At 64.3% G+C, this 22,805-nt stretch carries 25 protein-coding genes; 14 read left to right on the top strand and 11 right to left on the bottom strand.

Going from position 1 to position 22,805, the window contains the following annotated elements:
- The first annotated feature begins 1 nt into the window (after position 1).
- From MU558_RS03180 to MU558_RS03165, 4 genes are all read left to right on the top strand, one after another.
- Positions 2 to 1,243, top strand: a complete 1,242-nt coding sequence (locus tag MU558_RS03180; RefSeq protein ID WP_246971896.1) for a molybdopterin molybdotransferase MoeA — start codon at positions 2 to 4, stop codon at positions 1,241 to 1,243.
- 153 nt (positions 1,244 to 1,396) lie between these two features.
- Positions 1,397 to 2,080 (top strand): haloacid dehalogenase type II, encoded by a 684-nt coding sequence (locus MU558_RS03175; RefSeq protein WP_246971895.1) that lies wholly within the window; start codon positions 1,397 to 1,399, stop codon positions 2,078 to 2,080.
- A 51-nt stretch (positions 2,081 to 2,131) separates the two neighbouring features.
- A complete protein-coding gene (locus MU558_RS03170) occupies positions 2,132 to 4,006 on the top strand; it encodes a molybdopterin biosynthesis protein (protein WP_246971894.1) in 1,875 nt (624 codons plus the stop codon).
- A 64-nt stretch (positions 4,007 to 4,070) separates the two neighbouring features.
- Positions 4,071 to 4,718, top strand: coding sequence for a helix-turn-helix domain-containing protein (locus MU558_RS03165; protein WP_246971893.1), 648 nt, complete (start codon positions 4,071 to 4,073; stop codon positions 4,716 to 4,718).
- A 37-nt stretch (positions 4,719 to 4,755) separates the two neighbouring features.
- Here MU558_RS03165 and MU558_RS03160 read toward each other — a convergent pair whose 3' ends face one another.
- The 6 genes from MU558_RS03160 to MU558_RS03135 form a co-directional block, all read right to left on the bottom strand.
- On the bottom strand, positions 4,756 to 5,385 hold the full coding sequence (locus tag MU558_RS03160) for an HAD family hydrolase (RefSeq protein ID WP_246971891.1): 630 nt from the start codon (positions 5,383 to 5,385) through the stop codon (positions 4,756 to 4,758).
- A 78-nt stretch (positions 5,386 to 5,463) separates the two neighbouring features.
- Entirely contained in the window at positions 5,464 to 5,991 is a 528-nt protein-coding gene (locus MU558_RS03155) for a hypothetical protein (RefSeq protein WP_246971889.1), read from the bottom strand.
- Positions 5,992 to 6,109: 118 nt separating this feature from the next.
- Complete coding sequence (gene lwrS, locus MU558_RS03150; protein ID WP_246971886.1) at positions 6,110 to 6,490, bottom strand: LWR-salt protein; 381 nt, start codon at positions 6,488 to 6,490, stop codon at positions 6,110 to 6,112.
- Between the two features lie 2 nt (positions 6,491 to 6,492).
- The gene (locus MU558_RS03145) at positions 6,493 to 6,774 is read right to left on the bottom strand and encodes a 4a-hydroxytetrahydrobiopterin dehydratase (RefSeq protein WP_246971884.1); all 282 of its coding nucleotides are present in this window, start codon (positions 6,772 to 6,774) and stop codon (positions 6,493 to 6,495) included.
- Between the two features lie 110 nt (positions 6,775 to 6,884).
- Entirely contained in the window at positions 6,885 to 8,198 is a 1,314-nt protein-coding gene (gene hemA, locus MU558_RS03140; RefSeq protein WP_246971882.1) for a glutamyl-tRNA reductase, read from the bottom strand.
- A 324-nt stretch (positions 8,199 to 8,522) separates the two neighbouring features.
- Entirely contained in the window at positions 8,523 to 8,927 is a 405-nt protein-coding gene (locus tag MU558_RS03135; protein ID WP_246971880.1) for a DUF5778 family protein, read from the bottom strand.
- 134 nt (positions 8,928 to 9,061) lie between these two features.
- Here MU558_RS03135 and uppS point away from each other — a divergent pair, with 134 nt between their 5' ends.
- Entirely contained in the window at positions 9,062 to 9,994 is a 933-nt protein-coding gene (uppS, locus tag MU558_RS03130) for a polyprenyl diphosphate synthase (protein ID WP_246971879.1), read from the top strand.
- A 59-nt stretch (positions 9,995 to 10,053) separates the two neighbouring features.
- Positions 10,054 to 10,419 (top strand): DUF7344 domain-containing protein, encoded by a 366-nt coding sequence (locus tag MU558_RS03125; RefSeq protein WP_246971878.1) that lies wholly within the window; start codon positions 10,054 to 10,056, stop codon positions 10,417 to 10,419.
- 81 nt (positions 10,420 to 10,500) lie between these two features.
- On the opposite strand, the gene MU558_RS03120 is transcribed toward MU558_RS03125, so the two are convergent.
- On the bottom strand, positions 10,501 to 11,106 hold the full coding sequence (locus MU558_RS03120) for an undecaprenyl diphosphate synthase family protein (RefSeq protein ID WP_246971877.1): 606 nt from the start codon (positions 11,104 to 11,106) through the stop codon (positions 10,501 to 10,503).
- Between the two features lie 195 nt (positions 11,107 to 11,301).
- On the opposite strand from MU558_RS03120, the gene MU558_RS03115 reads away from it, so the two are divergent.
- Positions 11,302 to 12,633 (top strand): DUF92 domain-containing protein, encoded by a 1,332-nt coding sequence (locus tag MU558_RS03115; RefSeq protein WP_246971876.1) that lies wholly within the window; start codon positions 11,302 to 11,304, stop codon positions 12,631 to 12,633.
- A 15-nt stretch (positions 12,634 to 12,648) separates the two neighbouring features.
- Here the strand turns inward: MU558_RS03115 and dnaG are convergent, their stop codons facing one another.
- The gene (gene dnaG / locus MU558_RS03110; RefSeq protein ID WP_246971875.1) at positions 12,649 to 13,965 is read right to left on the bottom strand and encodes a DNA primase DnaG; all 1,317 of its coding nucleotides are present in this window, start codon (positions 13,963 to 13,965) and stop codon (positions 12,649 to 12,651) included.
- A gap of 157 nt (positions 13,966 to 14,122) precedes the next feature.
- Positions 14,123 to 15,112, bottom strand: a complete 990-nt coding sequence (locus tag MU558_RS03105; protein WP_246971874.1) for an ArsR/SmtB family transcription factor — start codon at positions 15,110 to 15,112, stop codon at positions 14,123 to 14,125.
- A gap of 180 nt (positions 15,113 to 15,292) precedes the next feature.
- On the opposite strand from MU558_RS03105, the gene MU558_RS03100 reads away from it, so the two are divergent.
- The 6 genes from MU558_RS03100 to MU558_RS03075 all read left to right on the top strand — a co-directional run bounded on the left by MU558_RS03100 (position 15,293) and on the right by MU558_RS03075 (position 20,877).
- Positions 15,293 to 15,532, top strand: coding sequence for a DUF3311 domain-containing protein (locus tag MU558_RS03100; protein ID WP_246971873.1), 240 nt, complete (start codon positions 15,293 to 15,295; stop codon positions 15,530 to 15,532).
- Positions 15,529 to 16,998 carry a sodium:solute symporter family protein gene (locus tag MU558_RS03095; protein ID WP_246971871.1) on the top strand — a complete coding sequence of 490 codons (1,470 nt, stop codon included), beginning with the start codon at positions 15,529 to 15,531 and terminating at the stop codon, positions 16,996 to 16,998. Before MU558_RS03100 ends, MU558_RS03095 begins: the two co-directional genes overlap by 4 nt.
- Before the next feature lie 785 nt (positions 16,999 to 17,783).
- Positions 17,784 to 18,413: a DUF6517 family protein gene (locus tag MU558_RS03090; RefSeq protein WP_246971869.1), complete on the top strand. Its 630-nt coding sequence runs from the start codon at positions 17,784 to 17,786 to the stop codon at positions 18,411 to 18,413.
- A 558-nt stretch (positions 18,414 to 18,971) separates the two neighbouring features.
- Complete coding sequence (locus MU558_RS03085) at positions 18,972 to 19,262, top strand: hypothetical protein (RefSeq protein ID WP_246971868.1); 291 nt, start codon at positions 18,972 to 18,974, stop codon at positions 19,260 to 19,262.
- A 409-nt stretch (positions 19,263 to 19,671) separates the two neighbouring features.
- Complete coding sequence (locus tag MU558_RS03080; protein ID WP_246971867.1) at positions 19,672 to 20,688, top strand: tyrosine-type recombinase/integrase; 1,017 nt, start codon at positions 19,672 to 19,674, stop codon at positions 20,686 to 20,688.
- A gap of 42 nt (positions 20,689 to 20,730) precedes the next feature.
- Positions 20,731 to 20,877 carry a hypothetical protein gene (locus MU558_RS03075; RefSeq protein WP_246971866.1) on the top strand — a complete coding sequence of 49 codons (147 nt, stop codon included), beginning with the start codon at positions 20,731 to 20,733 and terminating at the stop codon, positions 20,875 to 20,877.
- Between the two features lie 12 nt (positions 20,878 to 20,889).
- Here MU558_RS03075 and MU558_RS03070 read toward each other — a convergent pair whose 3' ends face one another.
- Positions 20,890 to 21,330 (bottom strand): hypothetical protein, encoded by a 441-nt coding sequence (locus MU558_RS03070; protein WP_246971865.1) that lies wholly within the window; start codon positions 21,328 to 21,330, stop codon positions 20,890 to 20,892.
- A 149-nt stretch (positions 21,331 to 21,479) separates the two neighbouring features.
- On the opposite strand from MU558_RS03070, the gene MU558_RS03065 reads away from it, so the two are divergent.
- Positions 21,480 to 21,713: a hypothetical protein gene (locus tag MU558_RS03065; protein WP_246971864.1), complete on the top strand. Its 234-nt coding sequence runs from the start codon at positions 21,480 to 21,482 to the stop codon at positions 21,711 to 21,713.
- Here MU558_RS03065 and MU558_RS03060 read toward each other — a convergent pair.
- Positions 21,695 to 22,578 (bottom strand): IS1595-like element ISNpe28 family transposase gene (locus tag MU558_RS03060; protein WP_015310310.1). Its coding sequence is split into 2 segments (ribosomal slippage): positions 21,695 to 22,116 and positions 22,116 to 22,578, totalling 885 coding nucleotides; the frame shifts between segments, so codons are not numbered across the junction. The two genes, MU558_RS03065 and MU558_RS03060, sit on opposite strands and share 19 nt — an antisense overlap.
- Between the last annotated feature and the right edge of the window lie 227 nt (positions 22,579 to 22,805).

Raw genomic sequence — 22,805 nt, 5'->3', positions numbered from 1 at the left:
TATGGAAGGAGCCGACCGGGATCGAACGGAAGCGGGCTTCAAACAGCGAACGCGGGTCGCTGACGCCCGCGAAATCCTCCGCGAGGCAGTGACGGCCGTCGAGGGGCCGGGAACGGAACGGATCGCACTCGAGCGAGCGGACGGCCGGGTGCTCGCCGAGTCGGTGACGGCGGCCCGAAACGTCCCCCACTACGATCGGGCGGCGATGGACGGCTACGCCGTCCGGGCCAGCGACACGTTCGGCGCGAACGATCGCTCCCCCGCTGTCGTCCACGTCGCAGAGAGCGACCACGTCGCGCCCGAGACCGCGGTTCGCGTCCACACCGGCAGCGAAGTCCCCGAGGGCGGCGACGCCGTCGTGATGATCGAACACGCCGAGACGCTCGAGGCGACGGGCGAGGTCGAGATCACGGACGCGGTCGCCGAAGGGGAGAACGTCGCGCCTGCGGGCGAGGACGTCGAGGAGGGACAGCACCTGTACGAGCCGGGACACCGACTGCGACCGTCCGACCTCGGCCTCCTCCGGTCGGTCGGCCGCGAGCGCGTGGTCGTCGCCGAACGGCCGACCGTCGGCGTGATCCCGACCGGCGAGGAGCTCGTGAGCCACGATCCGGACCCGGGCGAGGTGATCGAGACCAACGGACTGACGATCTCGCGACTGGTCGAGCGGTGGGGCGGGGCGGCGACCTACCGCGACGTCGTGACCGACGACAGGGAGGCGCTGCGGGTCGCGATCGAGCGCGACCTGACGAAAGACGTCGTCGTCACCACCGGCGGCTCGTCCGTCGGGAAACGCGACCTCATGCCCGAAGTGATCGACGACCTCGGGGAGGTGCTCGTCCACGGCGTCGCGTTGAAACCCGGCCACCCCGTCTGCCTGGGCATCGTCGAGGACACGCCCGTACTCGCGCTGCCGGGCTACCCCGTCGCCTGCATCGTCAACGCCGTCCAGTTCCTCCGGCCCACGATCCGGTGGCTCGAGGGTGCGCCCCTCGAACCACACCCGACGACGCAGGCCCGCCTCGAGCGCAAGATTCCGAGCGAACCCGGCACCCGGACGTTCGCGCGGGTCCGACTCGAGGAGCGCGACGGCGAGCGCGTGGCGATCCCGACGCGGGCAAGCGGGTCGGGCGTGCTCTCGAGCGTCGCGCTCGCGGACGGCTGGGTGGTCGTCGAGGAGTCCCGCGAGGGAATTCCGGCGGGCGAGACGGTCGCCGTCGAAGACTGGGAGCTGCCTGCCTGATACGGTCTGCTGTACCGATTTACCGGTGCAACCGCGACCACCCTGCGGTTGCACCGGAAACGACGTACAGTAGTCCGTACGAAACGGCGACCCCGCGGTAACCCGTCGCCGGTACCGGAGCGATTACGGTCGTAGTGTGCGATACCGACACACATGGGCTTCGAACCCGATCGCGTCTCGACGATCACGGTCGACTCCTACAGCACGCTCGTCGACGTCGACGCCGCCGAACGCGCGCTGGCCGACCGCGTCGACGACCCCGAACCCGTCTCGCGGCGCTGGCGCGCCCGCTCGCTCGAGTACACGATGGTGGCGAACCATCTCGACGCCTACCAGCCATTTTACGAGATGAACCGCGATGCCCTCCAGCACGCGCTGGACGCCCACGACGCCGACGTCTCCACTGCGGAACGCGACGAGATCCTGGCGGTCTACCACGAACTCGACGTCTTCGACGACGTGCGAGACGGCATCGAGCGACTGCGCGAGGGCGGCTACGGCGTCTACGTCCTCTCGAACGGGAACCCGGAGATGCTCGAGTCGATGGTCGCCCACGCCGGGATCGGCGACCTCCTCGACGGCGTGATCAGCGCCCACGAAGTCGAGACGTTCAAACCCGACGTCGAACTGTACCGTCACGCCGCCGGCCGAACGGGGACGCCGATCGAGGAAATCACCCACGTGAGCGCCCTCTGGTTCGACGTCCAGGGTGCGATCCACGCGGGCATGCAGGGCGTCCGGGCCGACCGGAAGGGCGAGCCGTGGGAGTCGTTCGGGCCGGACCCCGACCTCACCGTCGAGACGTTCCACGACCTCGCCGCGGAACTCGGCGTCTAGGGAGCCGCGAGTTCGGGGGACGTTTTTGCCCTCGAGGTTCGAAAGACGTTCATGGACCGCAAGGAGTTTCGCGACCTCGCCTCGCCGGAGGAGGCACGAGAGGCGATCCGATCGCTCTCGCTGGAGGGTGGCATCGACCGCGTCCCGCTCGCCGACGCGCGCGGGCGAGTGCTGGTGGCACGGCTGGACGCCGAACTCGACGTCCCCGGTTTCGACCGGGCGAGCCTCGACGGTTACGCGTTGCGCGCGCGGGACACGTTCGGTGCCGACGAGGCCGAACCCGCCCGCCTCGAGGTCGTCGGCGAGGTACACGCTGGTGAGAGACCGGGCGTCGACGTCGGCGAGGGCCAGGCAGCAGAGATCTCGACCGGCGCAGTGATGCCGTCGGGGGCGGACGCGATGGTTCCCGTCGAGCGGACCGACGCGGACGGCGACGACGTACTCGTTCGGACGAGCGTCGCGCCCGGCGACAACGTGATGTTCGCCGGCGCGGACGTCGCGGCGGGCGAGCGCGCGCTCGGACCCGGGACGCGGATCACGCCCCGCGAGATCGGCCTGCTGTCGGCCCTCGGCGTCGACGAGGTTCCCGTCCGGTCGCGGCCACGCGTCGGCATCGTCTCGACCGGCGACGAACTGGTTCGGCCGGGCGAGGACGTAGCGAGCGACCGCGGCGAGATCTACGACGTCAACAGCTACACCATCGCCGCAGGCGTCGAGGACGCGGGCGGAGAGGCGGTGCTCTACCCGCACGCTGGCGACGACCCGGAGGAGATGGAGCGAATTCTCCGGGAGGCCGCCGACGAGTGCGACCTCGTGCTCTCGTCGGGATCGACGAGCGCGAGCGCCGTCGACGTCATCTACCGCGTCGTCGAAGAGCAGGGCGAACTGCTGCTTCACGGCGTGAGCGTCAAGCCGGGCAAGCCCATGCTCGTCGGCCGACTCGAGGGATCGGCGTACGTCGGCCTCCCCGGCTACCCCGTCTCGGCGATGATGGTCTTTCGAACGTTCGTCGCGCCGGCGATCCGCGAGGCCGCGGGACTGCCCGAACCCGCCGCGACGACCGTCTCGGGAACGATGGCGGTCCAGGAGCGGTACAGCCAGGGCCGGATGCGACTCATGCCGGTCGGCCTCGTCGACGACGGCGACGGCGAGACACTCGTCTACCCCGTCGACAAGGGCAGCGGTGCGACGACGAGCCTCGCGGAGGCCGACGGCGTCGTGGAGGTCGACCCCGACACGGACTACCTCGAGGAGGGCGAGTCCGTGACGGTGCGGCTGTTCTCGCCAGACGTCCGGCCGCCGACGCTGTTCGGCGTCGGCGAGGACGATCCGACGTTCAACCGACTGCTGGATCGCCTCGAGAACCCCCGCTACCTCGCGATCGGATCGCGACCCGCGCTGCGGCGATTGCGCGAGGGCGTCCCGGACGTCGCGGTCGTCGCTGGCCCACTCGCACCGGACGACGGGGACGTGCTCGGGCGGTGGCGACGCGAGTGGGGGCTGGTCGTCCGGGCGGGCAACCCCGACGAGATCCAGGGGCTCGCCGACCTCGTCGACCGCGACCTCCGCCTCGTCAACCGGACGACTGATTCGGGCCTGCGGACGAGTCTCGGGAACGCCGTCGCCGACCTCGCCGAGAGGCGCAGTCTCGAGCGCCACGAGGTCGTCTCCGCGATCGACGGCTTCGAACTCGGTCTGCGCGCTCACGAGAGCCCGGCACGGAAAGTGATCGACGGCGAGGCGGACGCCGGCCTCGGGCTCCGGGAGACGGCCGAACGCCTCGATCTGGGGTTCGTTCCGCTCGGCGAGCAGGAGGTACAGGTGCTCGTCGATCCGGATCGACGCGAGAAGCCGGGCGTCCGGGAACTCGAGGCGGTCCTCGAGCGCCACGATGACGTCGACGCGGTCGCTGGCAGCGACGCCTAGTCGACGCTGACTGTCCGCTCGAGCGGAAACGCAACTTTTACCGCCGAACGGTGTACCACCGCTAATGCCGACGATTGCGGAGTTTCGCCTTCCGGCCGAAGACGTCGCGCTCGCGGAGACGTTCGATCGCACACCGAACGCGACGGTCAGGTTCGAGTCGTCGGTCTCGAAGACGCTCCCGTGTCTGTGGGTCGCCGACGTCGATCGAGTCGACCTCGAGGCGGGATTCGACGCGGATCCGACCGTCGAGTCGGCCGAGTTGCTCGTCGAGACCGACGGACGGTACCTCTACGACGTCACGTTCATCGACGACGTCACCCAGCTCTGTGACCTGTTGCTCACCGGGGGCGGATCGCTACTCGAGATGCGAGGAATGAACGGCTGGTGGCAGGTCAGGATGCGGTTTCGCGACCGAGACGCCCTCTGTCAGGCCCACGACGAACTCGCCGCACGTGGCGTCAACGCCGACATTCAGCGCGTCACCGACCTGACGGAGACGACGGCTGCACACACCCGTCTGACGCCCGAACAGCAGGAGGCACTCGCGGCCGCGTTCGAGTGTGGCTACTTCGACATCCCGCGTGGAATCTCGATGGAGGAGCTGGCCAACGAACTCGACATCTCCCACCAGGCGCTGTCCGAACGGCTTCGCCGCGCCTACGAGACGCTCGTGGACTCGGAGCTACAGCCGGCGAGCGATAGCTCCGCCTGACAGGGGACGCTACTCGAGCGATCGGTAGACGTGACGTTCACTGAAGTTCGTCGAACGAGGAGACGCGATAGTCGCCGAGGACGCACTGCCCGCGTCGGTCGTGGCCGACCCGTTCGACGTGGATCGCGTCGATCCCGGCGTTCCAGGCGGCCCCGACGTCGTTCGCCCCGTCGCCGGCGAGGACACCCCGGTGCCCGTTGTCGCCGACGCCGAGTTCGGTCATCGTCCGTTCGACGGGCATCGGGTCGGGTTTCCAGCCCGTCTCGTCGGTACAACAGAGGACGACGTCGAACCAGTCGCGGATGTCGACGTTGTCGAGGACGGGTTCGGTCAGGTACCGCTGGCAGTGCGTGACGAGTCCGACGGGTTCCTCGAGATCGGCGACGAACCCGGCATCGTCGTGGAGGTAGGTTTGCTCGGCTCGCACGAGCGGATCTTCCTCGGTGTGGAACGCCTCCCAGAACTCGGTCGGGTCGACGCCCCACTCCCGGAGCTGGTGGTCCCTCGAGCCTGTCAGTCCGTTCCAGATGACGTCGGCCTCCCGATCCGTGAACTGGCGACCGAGGCGGTCGCCGACCCTGTCGAAGACGTCGCGGGTGTACGACCACTCGACGTCGACGAGGGTCCCGTCGAGGTCGAGCAGCCAGAAGTCGTATTCGGAGACCATCGGGGACACTCGAATACGACGTTCGAAACCAAGTGCTTGTCGGCTGCAGGCGTCGGGGTCCGCCGGTCCGGCGCTCGCTTACCGTCCGATCGCCGGAACCCGCTCGGTCACCGTCTCGGGTGCCAGTCCGTTGACCGCAGCGTAGACCGCCCCGAGGAGGAGCCCGTACACGAGGTGTGCGACCGTAAACGACAGCGCAGCCAGGAGCTCGGCGGCGATTCCCGGAAGCGGGAGGAACGGCACCGGGAACGTACTCGCCCCGAGCAGGTCCAGCGCGAACGGAAACGGGAAGCCGCCGGCGAACAACCCGAGTACGACGCCGTAGGCGAACCCGAACCCGAGGTAGCTGGGAAACGTCTCCGTGAACTCCGCGAGTGCCGGCCGCGAGACGATCGCAGCGAACACCAGCCCGAAGAAGACGCTGAGCAGGAGGTGTACGATCCAGCCGCCCCGCGCCGTCGGATCCCCCACGAGGACGCCGAGGATCGGTATCAGCGCCCCGGCGTGGAGGACGATTCCCATCCCGACGCCCCCGACGAGGCCACCGACGATGCCACCGCCCCAGACGCCGACGCTCCTCGTGGCGTGTTCGGTTTCCCCGGTCATACCTGCGGCTACGTTCGCGAGCGGTATAGTTTTATCACGGTCTTTCGTGGACGAGAACGTCAGGCCGTCAGACCGGTTTGTGACAGCGATTCTCCGGCCAGCGCGACGGTCGGCGGTGCTACTCGTCTGTGCTCTCGACCATCAGCGACGAGCCGAAGTACTTCGAGAGCACTTCGGTCACGTCGTCGGCCTTGAACGGCTCGAGGTCGGCTGCGATCTCCGCTTTCAGCGCCTCGAGATACTCCTCGTCGGTGTGCAAGGCGGCGAACTCGACGTTCTCGACCGGAACGGGGAGTTTCTCCTCGACGAGCCGGCGGGCGTGTGCCGGGTCGCCGACCTCCCCGCGCCAGAGGGTGTCGCGGAAGAACAGCCAGCCCTCGGTGCCGGGTTCGGCCGCCGCGAGCGAGCAGGTCGTCTCGAACGTGTCGGGCGCTACGCTGACGTCCGCGGCCGCTGGCTCGAGGCGAAACCGGACCCGGAAGGCGTAGCGGGCGTCCATGCTCAGGTCCTGCGTTCGGACTCGATCAGTTCGGCCATCTCAACGTCCGCGTCCGTGATCCCGCCTTCCTCGTGACTGGTGAGTCGGATCTCGACTTCCTCGTAGCGGACGATCATCTCCGGATGGTGGTACTGGGCTTCCGCGATCTCGCCGACCATCTGGGCGAAGTTGACGCCACGGAGGTAGTCGTCGAACTCGTAGACTCGAACGATCTCGTCGCCCTCGCGCCCCCACGCGTCGGGGAGGGAGTTCGCGATCTCCTCGTCGGAAAGAAGCTCTGCCATGCGTGGGCGAACGCGACCCAGTTAAATAATGGTTGTGTCCACGAGGATAGAACGTCAGCGTCGTCGATCACGATCTCGTCGACAGGGTCCGTATTCCGGCGTTACGTGCCTCAATCGTCGTCGATCGCGCCGACGGCACCCTCGAGTCCGTTCTCCTCACCGACGTTCGAGATCAGGGGTTCGGGACCGAACTCGGGATCGAACAGTTGCAAGGCGGTGTTGATCGTCTCCCAGTCGTCTTCTGCAGCGGCCTCTCGCAGGCTCTTGGTCGGCGGAGCGAGCAGTTGGCCGACGAGCGCGTCGGCCATCGATCGGACGACCTCCTTCTGGTCCTCCGAGAGATCGTCGGCCGACTCGAGCCTCGAGAGGGCGGTTTCGACCTCCCGCTGTTTGACCCGTTCTGCGCTCTCGTACATGGCGGCGATCACCTCGTCCGCACGGGTTCGCTTGTACTGCTCGCAGAGCAGGTCGAACTCGCGGTCGATCATCGCCTCGACCTCGTCCGCGGCGTCGGCTCGCTGCTCGCGGGTCCGCTGGGTGACCGTCTCGAGGTCGTCGAGGTCGTAGACGGTCACGTCGGGAGCTGCCGCCGCACTGGGACGGACGTCTCGTGGCTGGCCGAGGTCGACGACGACCTGTTCGCGCTCGCCGAGGTGGTGGGGCTCGAGTACCGGCTCCGGACTGCCCGTGGCCGCGACGACGACGTCGGCGCGGGCCGCCGCCGTCTCGAGGTCGTCCAGGGAGACCGTGCTCCCGTCAGCATCGAGGTCGGCGACGACGTCTTCGGCGTTGGAGACGGTCCGATTCGCGACGACTACCTCGTCGACGCCGTAGTCGACGAGACTCTGCGCTGCGAGCTGTCCCATCTCGCCTGCGCCGACGACGAGCGCGGTCGCGCCGTCGACGCCGACGGTCTCGGAGACGAGTTTCGCGGCAGCAGAGCCGAGCGAGACGACGCCCTCGTTGATCGCCGTCTCGGTGCGGGCGCGTTCGCCGACGTGGAGGGCCTTCGTGATGGCCGTCTCGAGCATGGGGCCGATGCCGCCGGTCGTGCGGGCGTCCTCGTAAGCGGATCGAACCTGGCCGAGGATCTGGTCTTCGCCGACGACAACCGAGTCGAGGCCGGCAGCGACGGACAGAAGGTGTCGGAGACTCTCGTCGTGGTCGCTCCAGACGACTGCATCCTCGCGGACGTCGGCGAAGAACTCCTCGAGTGCGGCTCGTCCGACGGCGGTCTCGGACGCGACGACGTAGGCTTCGACGCGGTTGCACGTCGAGAGGACGAACGCCTCGTCGACGTCTGGAAGTGAGCGGAGGCTGGCGACGCCGGTTCGCTGGCTGTCGGGACTGGCCGCGGCGAGGTCGTCGACGCTGCCGGTCTCGTGGGTCACTCGAGCGCTGGTGACGACGCCCGTGTCGGTCACGGCGTCTCACCCTCCGAACACAGATTTTCGACGAACACGTCCTCGATCACTCGTCGGGGGTTGGCAGTACCGGTACGTAAAGCTGTCCAATCCGACGAAGGTTCGACGGAGGCAACACGGAGAGGCCCGCGGTCGAAGACGAGCGGCGGCGCTCGCGCCGGTCCCACCTCGGCGCGTCGCGGTCGCCGAGAGCGCGAACGGTGCCGCGAGAGACCTACTCGTTGGAGCGTCGACGACCGGTCCGCGATCGCATCGGTCGACACCGTGTTCATGTGAAAACGTTCGTTCCGGCCTGACATAAGCGGCTCGCCACGTGGATCGGTATCACTCGCCTTCGACGCCGGTGGCCTCGTACCCGAGGTCGCGGACGTCTTCGAGGATCGCCTCGTGGTCTGCGCTCGCCTCGTAGTAGATCACGATGTCGAACGTCCCATCGCGCAGAAGCTGCTGGCACTCCCAGACGAACTCCTCGTCCTCGAGGGTCAGCCCCTGGTGCTGGTTCGAGGAGAAGTCGGTGTCGTCGTTGCCGGAGTAGACGTAACAGTCCGTGGGATCGTAGCCGGCGTGTTCCGCGATGATGTCGCCCACGTCGATCGTCGCCTGCATCATCTGGACGTCCTCCTGGGAGCCGTACTCCGTGTGGACGATCGCGCCGTTGAGCTGGATCTCGCCGGGTTCGAGCAACGCCTTCGTCCGCCTGTAGAGGTCCTCGTCGATCACGTCTGCCATCGAGCGAAACCAGGTGGCGGAAACGGATAGCCGTCACGATTCGGCACCGATAGCGGAAAGAATCTCGATAACACACATCACAGACGGCGACTGACACACAAGACACATAGTGATCGCTACTGTCTGCTTAGATGATGAGTGGGTGGTTCCGAAAGCGCGTCAGGTCGGCATACGAGCGACTGCTCGCCCGTGAGATTTCGGGTGCGCCGACACACGTCGCAGTGATTCAGGACGGCAATCGTCGGTACGCGCGACAGCGGGGAGCGGACGCGCCAGACGGCCACCGGGCCGGTGCAGAGACGACCGAGCGCGTCCTCGAGTGGTGCCAGGAGATCGGCATCGAGGAACTCACCCTCTATGCGTTCTCGACGGAAAACTTCGACCGCCCGCCCGAAGAACGCGAGGCGCTGTTCGACCTCCTCCAGGAGAAACTCCTCGAGTTCGCCGACGCGGAGAAAGTTCACGACAACGAGGTCTGCATTCGGATTCTGGGCGACGTCGACCGGCTCCCGGATCGCGTCCAGGAAGCCGTCCGCTACGCCGAACGACGGACCCAGGAGTACGACCAGTTCGTGCTCAACATTGCACTCGCCTACGGCGGCCGCTCGGAACTGCTCTACGCCACCCGCAGCGTCGCCCGCGACGTCGAACGCGGCGACCTCTCGCCCGAGGACGTCGACGTCGAGACGATCGAAGATCGACTGTACGAACGCCCCGTCCGGGACGTCGACCTCATCATTCGGACAGGTGGGGACGAACGAACCTCGAACTTCCTGCCGTGGCACGCGAACGGCAACGAGGCGGCGGTCTTCTTCTGTGCACCGTACTGGCCGGAGTTCTCCAAGGCGGACTTCCTGCGCGGGATTCGAACCTACGAACACCGTGAGGCGTCCTGGCGGCGCACCAAGGCACGCCGGGCGCTCGCGTTGTTGCGTGCAGTAAGCGAACCGGAACTCGCCGAGGCCCGTGCGGTCGCCAGTCGGTTTCGCGACTCGCTGCCGATCGCCGAACGCCCCGACGCCGACGAACTCGCCGACACCGACTCGTCCACTCGCGCCGCCGACTGAGTCCGGGTCAAGAATTTCTCGCGCGAGGATTTATTGATGTCGAGTAATAACTAATGGATATGTTCGATGGTGGTGGATCGGTCGAACGGTTCGCACAGGCGACTGGTATCTCGCTCGACGACGCGTACGCACTCCTCGCGAGCGGCCGGACGCGACGGACGCTGACCGTGCTCTCGACCTTCGACCCGCCGGTGACGCTCGAGCGGCTGGTCGAGGGTGTCGCGCGACTCGAACGCGACGAACCCGACGAACGGACGACCACCGAAGTCCGGATCGCCCTCGTTCACGTCGTTCTGCCGAGACTCGAGGACGCGGGCCTGCTCGCGTTCGACCCGGCGACGGGAAGCGTCACCGTCGAGAAGCGTCTGGAGACGGACTCCGAACCGTTCGAAGGCGTGAACGTCGAGAGCGCGACGTCCCGGTAGGTCGTAACGACGGCCGTGAGTCAAGTGCCGATATGCCAGCTACCCATCGAGCGCGTCGGAACACAGCCACATCCGACGGTGTCAGCGACCGAACCGGCGAGAGCGGTTACAGAACTCGTGGACCGCCCGCAGGAAGTCCCGCTTCCGGAAGTCCCGCCAGTTGACGTCGGTGAAGTAGAGTTCGGAGTAGACCGACTGCCAGATCATGAAATCGGAGAGCCGTTCCGCCCCGGTCTTGATGACGAGGTCGGGTTCAGAGGGAAAGATCAGGTGCCGTTCGACGTCCTCGTCGTCGATGTCTTCCGGCGAGAGGTCGCCAGCGTCGACGCCCTCCGCGAGCGTCCGGACGGCGCTCGTAAACTCGTGTTTCCCGCCGAGACCGATGCCGATTCGAATCGGTGCGTCCGCCCGATCACGGTCGTCGGGACCGCGAACGTCGACGGCACGCGGTGCGTCGATCTCCTCGAGTTGTCGCCGGAGCGTCGGCACCGCGGCGGCGTCGAGGACGCTCACGTAGACCGTCACGCGCGTTGCGTACTCGAATGCCCACTCGAAGAAGTCGGTGAGCGTCTCGTATGCGCCCTGCTCGAGCAGGTCTCGTTCGGTGATGATGAGTGCGACGTGGTCGGGCCGCTCACCGTCGTGGCGGCGAATTCGAACGGCGAGATACTGTTCGTACAGTCCCACGGGTCGAGTTTCCCACCCAACCTGCCTAACCGTTACGACTTTGCGCTGGCTGTCGACGCCGCGACCACTGGCGATCGGGCGGCCGCAATCCCTGGTCTGTCGTCTCGTGCCGCTGAGCCGTCCGCTCCAGCGCGGTGACGCGAGGAATTTTGCTTGCTAACGTTAAAGTGACCCCCGCAGAAAGGAACCGATATCGTGACATCGCCAGTTCGGCGAGCAGGGGCGTTTGCCGCGCTCTGTACGCTTTCACTCGCCGTTCCGCTGTTCGGACCGATGGCCGCCGCACCTGTCGCTGCCGTCGTGTTGCTGGCAGCGTTCGTCGTCAGCGGCGGCCCCCTGTTCGACCTCTTCGCGTTTCCCGACGATTACGAGGACGAACGCCTCTACGGACTGATCACGTTCGTCCTCGCCGCAACTGCGCTCGGCGTCATCGCGGTGACGTCGTCGATGTCTCTTTCGATCTTCGTCGGCAGCGTCCTCCTCATCGGCTACGGCAACCTCGCCGAACAACTCACTCGAGTGCGAACCGACGCGGCCGTCGTCCACGCGAGCGCGTTCTGTGTCGGCGGGAGCCTCGCGGCCGTCGTCGGCCAGACGGCGACGCTCGTTCTGCTCGGAACGTCGCTCGAGGGCGCTTTCCCGTCGATCGTCTTTCTCGCTGTCAGCGGCGCGCTTCTCGCCGCCCTCCTGCGTGACGTACTGCTGCTCTACGACGATCCCATCGTCATGCTCTCCGTCGGCCTCCTCTCGTGGCTGCTCGCGGAACTCGAGCCCGAGATCGGCGCGACCGTCATCGCCATCGCGCTCGTCGTGACCGTCGCGTTCGGCTACGCCTCCTACGCGCTCGGGGCCGCCTCCGTCGCCGGAATGCTCACCGGTATCCTGCTCGTGTTGTTGACGATCGTCTTCGGCGGCTACGACTGGTTCGCCGTCCTCATCTCCTTTTTCGCCATCGGGAGCCTCTCGACGAAGTTCCGCTACGAGGAGAAAGCAGCACGCGGCGTCGCCGAGGACAACGACGGCGCACGAGGGAGCGGGAACGTCCTCGGGAACGCGGCCGTCGCCCTCACGGCCGTCCTCGGCTACGCCGCCAGTTCTGCCGAACTGCTCCCCGGCGGGGCCGACCTGTTCCTGTTCGCCTTCGCCGGCTCCGTCGCCACCGCGATGAGCGACACCCTCTCGAGTGAGATCGGCGGCGTCTTCGATCAGCCCCGGCTTATTACCACGCTCGAACCCGTCGATCCGGGCACCGACGGCGGCGTGACCTGGCAGGGAGAACTCGCAGGGATCGCCGGCGCGGGCGTCGTCGCAGGGATCGCCTACGGCTTCTTCCCCGAGGTCGGCGCGGTCGGCGCGGTCGTTATCGTCGCCGCGGGCGTCGTCGGGATGACCGTCGACAGCCTCCTCGGCGCGACGCTCGAGGGGTCGGTGCTCGGCAACCAGGGCGTCAACTTCCTCGCGACGCTCTCGGGAGCGGTCGTCTGTGCGCTGCTGGCGCTCGGTCTCTCGGCTGCCGTCTTCTGGTGAGAACGAGGAGCGTGATCAGGTCGAGTCCGGGGGCGTCTCGGCGACGTCGTCGATCGCGTGGATCTGAACGCCCGTCGGCCGTTTCGTGAACTGCCCGAGCGACCGCGCGACGATCCGGTCGACGCCGCGATCCGCGGCCAGATCGAGCACTCGCTGATCGAGGATGCCGTCGAGAACGACGGCCGACGGTGCGGACTCGAGCGTCGAGAGCGTGTCGTAGGTGTCGACGGCGTCCGTCTCCTCGAGCACGCCGTTCTCGTCGTCGAGGAATCGGACGCGGTCGGTCCCCTCGCGGACGATCGCCGTCGCGTGGTCGTAGATCGTGTCTGGTTCCGGTTCCGACTCGGGTTCTGGTTCCGGCTCCGACTCGGAAACCGGTTCGCCGCGCTCGCCGTCTGTCGCGTCGACGCCCTCACTCGAGTCACACGTCGATTCGTCGACTGACGGCGTCACGACGTCCTCGGAAGGTGGCGGCGCGGGCGTCGTACTCCCGTCCGTCGCGGCGACGGCTTCGCGGGGTGCGTTCAACCCCGAGACGGCGTCGTAGGGGACCTTGTTTCGCAGGGCGGCAAACAGCTGGTGGTGATCGAGGTCCTCGACGGAGGTGCCGGCGGGAGCGAACGCCACGTGGTCGATCTCGCCGACTTGCGAGAGTTCTTCCAGGATGAGATCGCCACCACGATCACCGTCGAGAAACGCGGTGACGGTTCGGTTGGCGGTGAGGTCGGCGACGGCCTCGGGCACGTTCGTCCCCTCGACCGCGATGGCGTTTTTGATGCCGTACTTGAGCAGCGTGAGGACGTCCGCTCGTCCCTCGACGACGATGATCGCGTCGCTGTCCGTCACGCGGGGGCCCGCAGGCAGCCCCTCGTACTCGGTGATGTCCTCCACGCGGACGTGCTGGCGAACCTCCGCCAGAATCTCCTCGGAGGACATCACGGAGTCGTCGAAGCCCGTCTGCAGGAGTTCCTTGGCGCGTTCGACGACCTCCTTTCGCTTGGCCGCCCGGACGTCCTCGATCTCCGTGATCTCGATGTCCGCCCGGCAGGGGCCGACTCGAGTGATCGTCTCGAGGGAGGCTGCGAGCGTCGCGGTCTCGACCTTGTCGAGGCTCGTCGCGATCGTCAGGTGTCCGTGTGACTGTCCGTGCGTGCTCGAGACGTCGACGTCGATGCGGCCGACCTTCTGTGACTGGCGCAGGTCGCGGAGGTCGAGGTCGTCGCCGAGGAGCCCTTCGGTCTGCCCGAAGATGGCACCGACGACGTCACTCCGTTCGACCACCCCGTCGGCCGTGACGTTCGCGTGAATGAGATATTTCGACGTATCTTCCATGGGAGATCTGCCCCGACGTGGGGCTCGATGACGCGAGAGACGCGTTCATAGACCCTCTAGACAAAAATTGGTTCGTCAGTGGCAAATACTTGTTGACACACGCAAGCGGATCGTGACCGGATCGTCTCGACGTCGGCCAGGGTCACCAGCGGTGGCGTTATCGGGCAACTCGCTGGGACGACCAGTACCAGTAACCCACGACGATCGTGAGGACGACCAGGCCGCCGAGGAAAAAGAGGAGGCCGGGCGGGAGCGTCGACGCAGCGTCGAGGACGTCGGTCGTCTGATCGAGGACGTCTGTCGCCTGGTCGGCACCGTTCTCGACGCCGTCCGCGCTGTCCGGGGCGGCGTCGTGCTCGGGGCTCGAGTCGGCAGCGCCACCGCCGGCGTCGTTCCCGGCGTCCGACGTCGGTTCCGCGTCCTCGGAGTCGAACGTTCCGACGTCGTCACCGTCACTGCCGTCCGAGTCCGTACTGTCGGCTGTCACGTCTCCCTCGTCCCCATCTGCCGACTCCTCGTCGATCTGCTCTTGCTCTGCGTCCGTCTGGTCGTCCGTGCCGTCAGCGTCGGCCGCGTCGTCCGTCTCACCGGCGTCGGCTGTGTCGTCCGTCCCACCGGCGTCGGCACCGCCGGAATCGGCCGCATCGTCACCCCCTTGCAACGTATAATCTGTCTCGGATCCGGTCCCCGCCCCCGTTCCCGCGGGACTGAAAAACCGGTAGGCCATGTACTGGACCAGCAGACTGCCCCCCAGCAGGGCCACGACGCCGCCGAGAAACCGCGAGATCGCATCTTTCAGCTTCGCGGCCCGCGACTCGTCGCTCGTGACGATCAACGGACCGTTGGCCGTCGCGTAGACACTCATTTCGTTGCCCCGGGAGGAGTACCAGGTGTCGACGACCTCGACCAGCCCCGCGTCCTCGAGTTTCTCGAGGTGGTAGCGGACGTTCTGGATCGAGGAGTCGATCGCCTCGGCGACGTCGCTCGGCGTCCCGGGTTCGTCGTCCAGCCTGGCGTAAATCTGGCGAGCCGTCGTCGACGAAAGTGCGCCAAACACCGCGTCGGCGTCCTCGTCCTCCAGGTCGACGACCCGCGGCTGTCCCTCCGAAGCAGAGGTGTCCGACCGAAGGGGGAACAGACGGGCCATAGTGGATGCTATTCGAGTTCGTTCGACGACACGTATACTCCTTTCTATAGGTAAAATCGTCCTTTTACCTTGCCGAAGGCGACTCCTCGATCGAACAGCCAGGCAGTGTGATGAAGAAATGTCTTCAATACCTGGGTCCGAATAGAAACAATTACGCACCTCGAGTGGTCACCTGTCACCATGCGTCGCGTCGAACTCGGAGTGTGGATCGCCATCGCGGTGGTTCTCGTCGCCCTGTCGATCCCGTGGTTCCTGTGGGGAACGGCGACGGTCGTCGCCGGACTGCCGGTGTGGGTGTGGTGGCACGTCGGCTGGATGGTGCTCGCGTCGGCGGTCTTCCGGCTGTTCGCGACTCGAGCGTGGGGAATCGGCATCGAAACCGGAGAAACGAGCCCGACAAGCCGGGGTGATACCCGATGAGCCTCTCGCTCCAGCTGGGGATCGTCGTCGGCTACCTCGTGCTCGCGCTCCTCGTCGGCCTCGTCGCCTACCGGATGACAGACCGCACCGCCGAGGACTTCTACCTCGCGAGTCGCACGCTCGGGACCGTCGTGCTCCTGTTTACGACGTTTGCGACCCTGCTGTCGGCGTTTACGTTCTTCGCCGGGCCGAACCTTGCCTACCACAACGGGCCCGAGTGGATCCTCGTCATGGGCGTGATGGACGGGATCATCTTCGCGATCCTCTGGTACGTCGTCGGCTACAAACAGTGGCTGCTCGGCCGCCAGTACGACTACGTCACCCTTGGCGAGATGCTCGGCGACCGCTTTGGTTCCCGGACCCTCCGGGGACTGGTCGCCGGCATCAGCCTCCTCTGGCTGTTCCCGTACGTGATGCTCCAGCAGGTCGGGGCCGGGACCGCACTCGAGGCGCTGACCGACGGTGCCGTCTCGTATGCGGCCGGAGCTGGCCTCATTACGGCGTTTATGATCGTCTACGTCGTCCTCGCCGGGATGCGCGGCATCGCCTGGACCGACACCCTCCAGGGGGCGTTCATGCTCCTCGTGACGTGGGCCGCCACGCTGTGGGTGCTCGCGGCCGTCGGCGGCCCCGAGGTCGCGACGGCGGGACTCGAGGAGGCCGCCGCGGAGCACCTCGCGCTCGGCGGCGGACTGTACACGCCACAGTGGATGCTCTCGACGGCGATCACGATCGGCTTCGGCGTCGCGATGTTCCCGCAGGTCAACCAGCGGTTTTTCGTCGCCGGGTCGAAGACGGTGTTCAAACGGTCGTTTACGCTCTGGCCGATCCTCTGTGTCCTGCTTTTCGTCCCCGCGTTCATGCTCGGCGCGTGGGCTCGCGGACTCGGCATCGAGGCCGCAGTGGGCGAGAACGTCCTGCCGCTGATCCTCGCCGAGTACACGCCGCTTTGGTTCGCCGCCGTCGTCGTCGCCGGCGCGATGGCCGCGATGATGTCTTCCTCGGACTCGATGCTGCTGTCGGGGTCGTCGTACTTCACCCGAGACCTCTACCGTCCCTTCGTCGAGGCGGACCTCCCCGCGCGCCGTGAGGACCTGCTCGCCCGCGCCGGCGTCGTCGTCTTCGCCGTCGCGGCGTACCTCGCGAGCCTCGTCAACCCCGCCACGCTGTTCGAACTCGGCGACGCGGCGTTCTCCGGGTTCGCACAGCTCGCCTTGCCCGTCATGGTCGCCCTCTACTGGCGACGGACGACCCGAACCGGCATCCTCGTCGGCGTCGTCGCCAGCCAGGCGTTCTACCTCTCGAGTCTCTTCGTCGACGCGGTTCCGGCCAGCTACGCCGGCTGGACGGCCGGTATCGTCGGCATGCTGCTCGGACTCGTCCTCACCGTCGGCGTCTCCGCGGTCACCTCGCCCGCCGCGGACGAACGGCGGGCGATCTACTTCGACGGACTCGGAGCCGACTGACGGCCAGCCGCGTATCGAGACTCGAGGCCACATCGATACGGACCGCTGTGCGTCCTTAAAAACGAGCACGTCTCCCGATCGTTGCGCTATCGGAAAGAGCGCTACACAGCCATCTCCAGACAGTCGCCCGTCTTCGGGAGTGTCGAGAGAAAGAGATCGAGTCGAGCCGCCGCTTCTGTCTCGCTCGAGCGTGCACGTATTGCTGGATACCGAAGAACGGAGACCTCGAGGACGCGGCTTCGAACGGTGGATGGTGGTGGATCGCCGATAGTGGTGGTCGCCCTCGAGGGTGGTCAGTCGCTCGATGCGAGTGTCTCGAGGGTCCGACAGCCACGTGGATCGGCACACCGGACGGTCCAGCGACCGTCACGGCCGCCGTCTCGACACCGAGTCGCGTTCGGCGTCGTCACTCGACGGCGATACGTCGGTCGTGCGAGACGTTTATGTCTCGGTAGGACGAATCCGGGCATGGCTTTCGAACCCTCGCGGGTTGGAAGCCAGTCTCGGGTGCGGCCACACCCGGGACACTTCGATTCGTGTCCCCTCGGAGAGCGGCTTCCGTTCTGATCGTTGACCTGTAGCGAGATAAATCTACTGTCCGGCGTCGAGAGAAGATACCGCTTATCGGTGGGTTCCCCGCCGACAGGAGTCGTGACCCGTCCCTGGAGCCCTCGAGGACTCGGCCGGCAACCGTCTCGGAGACGGTCGCCACGGATACGCGACGCGTCCCTCTCGACCGCGGGAGATCGCCACCTCGAAGGCCATCGACCGCGAACTCGAGGTCGATGCCGATCGAGTTGCCCCCGGCCCACCGCGAGACGTGGCGCGTCGTCGGAACCCGCACCCAGAAAAGCCGACTGGGACTGGTCTCGACGACCTCGCAGACGACGCTGTACGAACACGTCCCGACTGCCGACGCGCTCGAGGCGCTCGACACGGACGGCGTCGAGATCCCCGTCAGGTCGCTGTTCGCGATCGACCTGTCGATTCGGCCGTCGCTGACATCGCTGGGCGTCGCTCCGGGGACGGTCCTCGGGATGGCCGCCTCGAAGGCGAAAGGCCAGTTCGTCGAGAGCGTCGAGGGGGACGGCCTGATCGTCGAGGGCGAACGCGAGTCGACGCGGTTCGAACGCGCCGACGGCACCACCGGCAAGCGGTACGTCCTCGAGACCGCCTGCCCCGTCGACCCTGCGCTTTCGTCCGACGACGCAGAGGCGATCACCGCCGAAACCCACGTCGCCGTCTGGCCCACCGAGACCGACTACGGGATGGCCGGCGGCACGCTGCCACTCGAGGCCCCGGCCGAACTCGAGGCCGACCTCGCGGTCGACCCAGAACGGGACCGGAAGACGATCCTCGAGGTCGTGCGAACGCTCGAGATCGGTTCCGAGTCCGACGACGGCGACGAGAGCTAGCTCGAGACGACGAGACGCGAGTCGATGTGATTTCTTGTATCTGTAAGCTGACTATAAGCAAAACCACCATCTCACAATGCCTGCTGTAACTGTGTTCGGAACACCGCCGGTCGGCTCGTGGTTGCTTCGGAAATGGCCTACAGCATACGTTATCAGGTGATATCCGCGCAGAGAGGGAGAGTGATAGGCGAAATACGCTCAGTACGAATCGAACCACGCTTCGGTATCCTCATAGAAGGCCTGAAGCGTGTTTTTGTGGAATCGTCCAAGAAAGCACAGGGGATACTGCTGTTCACTTGTGTTACTGTGTCGTAAGAAGCGGTTTGGGTCATGCAGACCGCTGTCATCCATGAACGCGTCTCGATCAAAGATGATGTGATACCCGGCGAAATCTCCCAGCGTTCCTGTCTTATTGAATTCGAAACATGAGAAGCCACCGTGTTGGAAATCAGTCCTCAAGCCGCGAAGAAACGCTAACTTCCTGCTGTAATGTAGTCGATCTGTTCCCCCTGAGGAAGGTGTGAAATCGCTACTCGAGACCGAGATCCCATCGGGGGAATGCTGATTGAAGAGAACGCGGATGGTTTCGTTGAACGAATAGAGGGATGCGAGATAATTGTGGAGAAGTCGAAGTGCCTCAAAACCTTCCTCTTCTCGCTTCTTATTGTGGCAGATGAATACCGGGTTCGTCTCAAGATCGCCGTCGATATACTCGTCTATCTCAAAATAATTCTGATCGAGAGTACGTTTGGCTACGCTCAGACGTGTTCGGTTGCCGCCGTTAATACCTCTCTTCGGATGTACGGTTTCTCCGACAATCTCCTGTATTTGGAATTCGAACTCGGATGAAGGAAAATCAGAAGACACAGAAAGCCGCTATTCGTCCGTGTCGTCGTTGAACTTGACAGCACGGAGCGCCCGCTGAGCGGTCACTACGTCACCATCAACTGCTGTAGCGACCTTCTCAGCCGTGGGAACGTCGCGTTTCTTAGCCATCTCGTCTGCAGATACCTGCTGTGGTCTCTTAATTGTTTGGCACCGAAAACGACGGGAGCGTGTGACGATTCTCGTGAATCCTGTGATGGAGAAGATACAAACAAACGAAATCTACAACTGAACGCTACCCTACTTGAGGGGATTGATAAAGACGCCGCCGAAGTATAGCGTATGCAAACCCACATCGTCCCGGTCGGCTTCGACTACGACCGGCTCATCGCGCCGCTCGCGGCCTCTGTCGGGCTTTCAGAGATGTTCACCAATGCCCGAAACCACGCTCGAACCCATCGCTCCGGACGAGGCAGTTCGCCTCTACCTGCGTGACCGTCAGAACGAATTAGCCGACGCCACCATCGACTCTTACCGCTACAAACTCGAAAAGTTCGTAGAGTGGTGCGAAGCGGAAGACGTAGAGAACCTGAACTCGCTCTCGGGGCGTGACCTGCTTCGATTCAAGCAGTACCGCGCTCAAGACCTGAACAGCGTTTCCCTCAAGGGCCAACTCGACGCTCTGCGGGCGTTTGTGAAATGGTGCGAGTCCATCGACGCCGTCAAGCAAGACCTACACAACAAGGTTCTCTCGCCTTCGCTGAACGATGGCGACCGAGAGCGCGACGTGTTACTTGCCCCCGACGCCGCGACGGACATACTCGACCACCTCGCGCGGTTCGAGTACGCGTCACTACAGCACGCGCTCTTGACCTTGTTGTGGCGCTGTGGGGCGCGGTCGGGGACTGTCCGGTCGTTCGACCTGCGAGACTACGACCGAGAGAACCAGTGGCTCCGCGCAAAGCACCGACCCGAGACGCCCCTGAAGAACAAGGAGAAGGGCGAGCGGCTAATCGCCTTGAGTTCCGACGTGTGCCAAGTCCTGAATGACTACATCGACCACAACCGCGAAGACGTGACCGACGAGCGGGGACGGGAGCCGCTACTGACTACGCAGTTCGGGCGCGTCTCGAAATCAACCATTCGAGAAACCTGCTATCGGTGGACGCACCCCTGTCAGTACAACGGCGGGCATTGTCCCCACAGTCGGGACACCGACACCTGCCAAGCACTGAACCCACCGGAGAAAGCCCCGTCAGTCTGTCCCTCGTCTCGGAGTCCCCACGCGTGGCGTCGTGGTGCGATTACCCACCACTTGACCGAAGATGTGCCGGTGGACGTGGTGTCCGACAGGATGAACGTCTCTCGTGAGGTGCTTGAAGCACACTACGACCGGCGGGACGAGGAGGTGAAGGTCGAACAACGTCGTGGCTACCTCGAAGGGGTGTAAGCCACCCAAAGTGATTCACGCTTTGCGCCTGATTGAACTGGTATGAGCGACGACAAGAACCCACCTGTCCGAATCCCCGAGAGCGAAGACGACGCCGTGGCGATGGTCGAAGAGGACATGGACGACGACGAAGAGTTGGACGACCAGAAGCGCAACCTAATCCGGGCGCAGAAGCGCCTTATCGACTGACGAGTACGAGTGCTAATCTCCTTCTTCGTCTTCTCTGAAAGGCTCTGTTGCCGAATCAGCGGCTTCGGCACGTTCTAACTCTTCAATCGCGTTGAAGGAGACATACTTTTCATCTATCTCTCGAAGCGTTTGCTTTCCCCTGTTACCCTCAACAGCGTCAATTGGTTCCGGCCCCGCGCCCCACATCAACCTCGCGTCACTCAATTCAACGTACTCTTCAACATCCTCAAGCAGAAATCCCGGTGGAAAAGATGTAACGTCTGAAACAGTTCCCCGAATCACGTATGAGTTTTGCCGGATGTTTCCCCTGTCACCAGAGTCGCCCCCAACTGCTACCGAGTGCGTCCGAATCAGGATTTCCTCACCTTTGTAGTCCTTCCAAAACTCGTAGTAGTCGGACGCACCGTCTACCAACTTCGAGAGTGGGCCGAGAGCCGCTGAAGGGTCTGCCATATCTTGTTCATCCGGTGTGCGAGGTATAGGAGTCAGCCGTGTGGTGAAACTGAACTATGCTTTTACATTCTCGGTCACATTCAGTACTACCCCCAATTCTGATTTGGCTGTGATGAACGATTATATGTCTGCCGTGTATTCGGTCATGTATGCTCAATGACCCTATGCCAGACCCCATAGATACCAACCCAATCCAACTAAAGGTGCCTCTGCCTGATGAGGCGTCAGGGTATGAGTTCAATACAGAACAAGATGTTGTCTTCTTTGTATATGAGAGTGAGACAACGCTCTCTTTCACAGATGATGAAAACCACATGGGGATACCTGAAGGCGGCCCCGAGGAAGAAGTCAAATCTATAATCGCTCATCCCGATACATTGTAACATAGGAGTTTCTCGAACCAGCTATCTGGTTCATTGAGTTTCAGTTCAAGGAAATTGAGATACCGTTGGAGATGATGTTTTGAGACACCTCTGAACTTCGCCAGCCACTGGCGAAGGAAGCTGTGGCGGTTCTCACAGGTGTTCGTGTGGGCATCGCCGATGACGTAGGTGTCGGAGTGGGTGACGGCCAGATGGCCGTCCACCCCCTCCTTCTCCTCGATCTCGTCGTAGATTGTGTAATCATCGGTACAGAGGATGACGCTTCCATCACCGTATTCAGCGATGTCTTCGTCGGCGTCTTGGAGATCCTTGCAGACGAGAAACCGAACTCGTCCGTCATCCCGACGGACGAGTGTCAACACCGGTGGTTTGTCTGATTCGAATCGTCCTCGTCCCTTTTTTTGAGTCCGCGCTTGCGCGGACTCTGATCCTCGTCTTCGATCCCTTTCTCACCAGCTGTTACGTAGATCTCGTCAGCTTCACAGACATCGTACAGCTCAAATTCATCGATCTCCCCGCTCACATCCTGGACTTTGTGAACGAAGTTGAGAACAGCTTCGTAGTCTCGGCCAAGGTCACGAGCGATCTGAGCGGTCGGCTCAGATCGCATCTCCTTGACGATATAGAACATCTCTTCCAGTTCGAAGCGATGTTGGCCGAAGATCGTGTTTGTGAGGTCGTTGAAGTACGTCTCACACCCCTTGCACCAGTACTGCTGGGCGTCTTTTCCGGTTGTTCCGCGCTTGACAACGTCGTCACTCTCGCAATGGACACACGTCACCGTCTCGCCGAAGCGGGCGAGACGGAGACGTTCAAAGCACCGCTCACGTGGTGGAAGGAACACTTGCGCAGACTTCTCGTCCATCTTGGAAGACACTTGGAGAGTAAGGAAAATTGATGTTACGACTTATCGAGATGAGCGATCTATAATTTGGGACGCTGTTGATGAGAAGGCTATTGAGCGAGATGTCGATGAAGGCAATCCCATAACTATCGGTCGTGTTCGAGTTCAGACTTCCTCGGGGAGTGGCAAAATGACTATTTGGGGAGAATTGAGTACAGCATACGCTGATGAAGAGAGATTTGGTTGAG

The organism is Natribaculum luteum, assembly GCF_023008545.1.
Classification (GTDB): Archaea; Halobacteriota; Halobacteria; order Halobacteriales; family Natrialbaceae; genus Natribaculum; species Natribaculum luteum.
Note: the sequence above shows the minus strand (reverse complement) of the source record. Positions and strands in the feature narration are given on the sequence as shown.

What these genes read in the sequence shown, in the direction of transcription:
- MU558_RS03180 (WP_246971896.1), top strand. Translation starts at nt 2, where the DNA reads ATGGAAGGAGCCGACCGGGATCGAACGGAAGCGGGCTTCAAACAGCGA.
- MU558_RS03175 (WP_246971895.1), top strand. Translation starts at nt 1,397, where the DNA reads ATGGGCTTCGAACCCGATCGCGTCTCGACGATCACGGTCGACTCCTAC.
- MU558_RS03170 (WP_246971894.1), top strand. Translation starts at nt 2,132, where the DNA reads ATGGACCGCAAGGAGTTTCGCGACCTCGCCTCGCCGGAGGAGGCACGA.
- MU558_RS03165 (WP_246971893.1), top strand. Translation starts at nt 4,071, where the DNA reads ATGCCGACGATTGCGGAGTTTCGCCTTCCGGCCGAAGACGTCGCGCTC.
- MU558_RS03160 (WP_246971891.1), bottom strand. Translation starts at nt 5,385, where the DNA reads ATGGTCTCCGAATACGACTTCTGGCTGCTCGACCTCGACGGGACCCTC.
- MU558_RS03155 (WP_246971889.1), bottom strand. Translation starts at nt 5,991, where the DNA reads ATGACCGGGGAAACCGAACACGCCACGAGGAGCGTCGGCGTCTGGGGC.
- lwrS (WP_246971886.1), bottom strand. Translation starts at nt 6,490, where the DNA reads ATGGACGCCCGCTACGCCTTCCGGGTCCGGTTTCGCCTCGAGCCAGCG.
- MU558_RS03145 (WP_246971884.1), bottom strand. Translation starts at nt 6,774, where the DNA reads ATGGCAGAGCTTCTTTCCGACGAGGAGATCGCGAACTCCCTCCCCGAC.
- MU558_RS03135 (WP_246971880.1), bottom strand. Translation starts at nt 8,927, where the DNA reads ATGGCAGACGTGATCGACGAGGACCTCTACAGGCGGACGAAGGCGTTG.
- uppS (WP_246971879.1), top strand. Translation starts at nt 9,062, where the DNA reads ATGAGTGGGTGGTTCCGAAAGCGCGTCAGGTCGGCATACGAGCGACTG.
- MU558_RS03125 (WP_246971878.1), top strand. Translation starts at nt 10,054, where the DNA reads ATGTTCGATGGTGGTGGATCGGTCGAACGGTTCGCACAGGCGACTGGT.
- dnaG (WP_246971875.1), bottom strand. Translation starts at nt 13,965, where the DNA reads ATGGAAGATACGTCGAAATATCTCATTCACGCGAACGTCACGGCCGAC.
- MU558_RS03105 (WP_246971874.1), bottom strand. Translation starts at nt 15,112, where the DNA reads ATGGCCCGTCTGTTCCCCCTTCGGTCGGACACCTCTGCTTCGGAGGGA.
- MU558_RS03100 (WP_246971873.1), top strand. Translation starts at nt 15,293, where the DNA reads ATGCGTCGCGTCGAACTCGGAGTGTGGATCGCCATCGCGGTGGTTCTC.
- MU558_RS03095 (WP_246971871.1), top strand. Translation starts at nt 15,529, where the DNA reads ATGAGCCTCTCGCTCCAGCTGGGGATCGTCGTCGGCTACCTCGTGCTC.
- MU558_RS03090 (WP_246971869.1), top strand. Translation starts at nt 17,784, where the DNA reads ATGCCGATCGAGTTGCCCCCGGCCCACCGCGAGACGTGGCGCGTCGTC.
- MU558_RS03085 (WP_246971868.1), top strand. Translation starts at nt 18,972, where the DNA reads ATGCTGATTGAAGAGAACGCGGATGGTTTCGTTGAACGAATAGAGGGA.
- MU558_RS03080 (WP_246971867.1), top strand. Translation starts at nt 19,672, where the DNA reads ATGCCCGAAACCACGCTCGAACCCATCGCTCCGGACGAGGCAGTTCGC.
- MU558_RS03075 (WP_246971866.1), top strand. Translation starts at nt 20,731, where the DNA reads ATGAGCGACGACAAGAACCCACCTGTCCGAATCCCCGAGAGCGAAGAC.
- MU558_RS03070 (WP_246971865.1), bottom strand. Translation starts at nt 21,330, where the DNA reads ATGGCAGACCCTTCAGCGGCTCTCGGCCCACTCTCGAAGTTGGTAGAC.
- MU558_RS03065 (WP_246971864.1), top strand. Translation starts at nt 21,480, where the DNA reads ATGCTCAATGACCCTATGCCAGACCCCATAGATACCAACCCAATCCAA.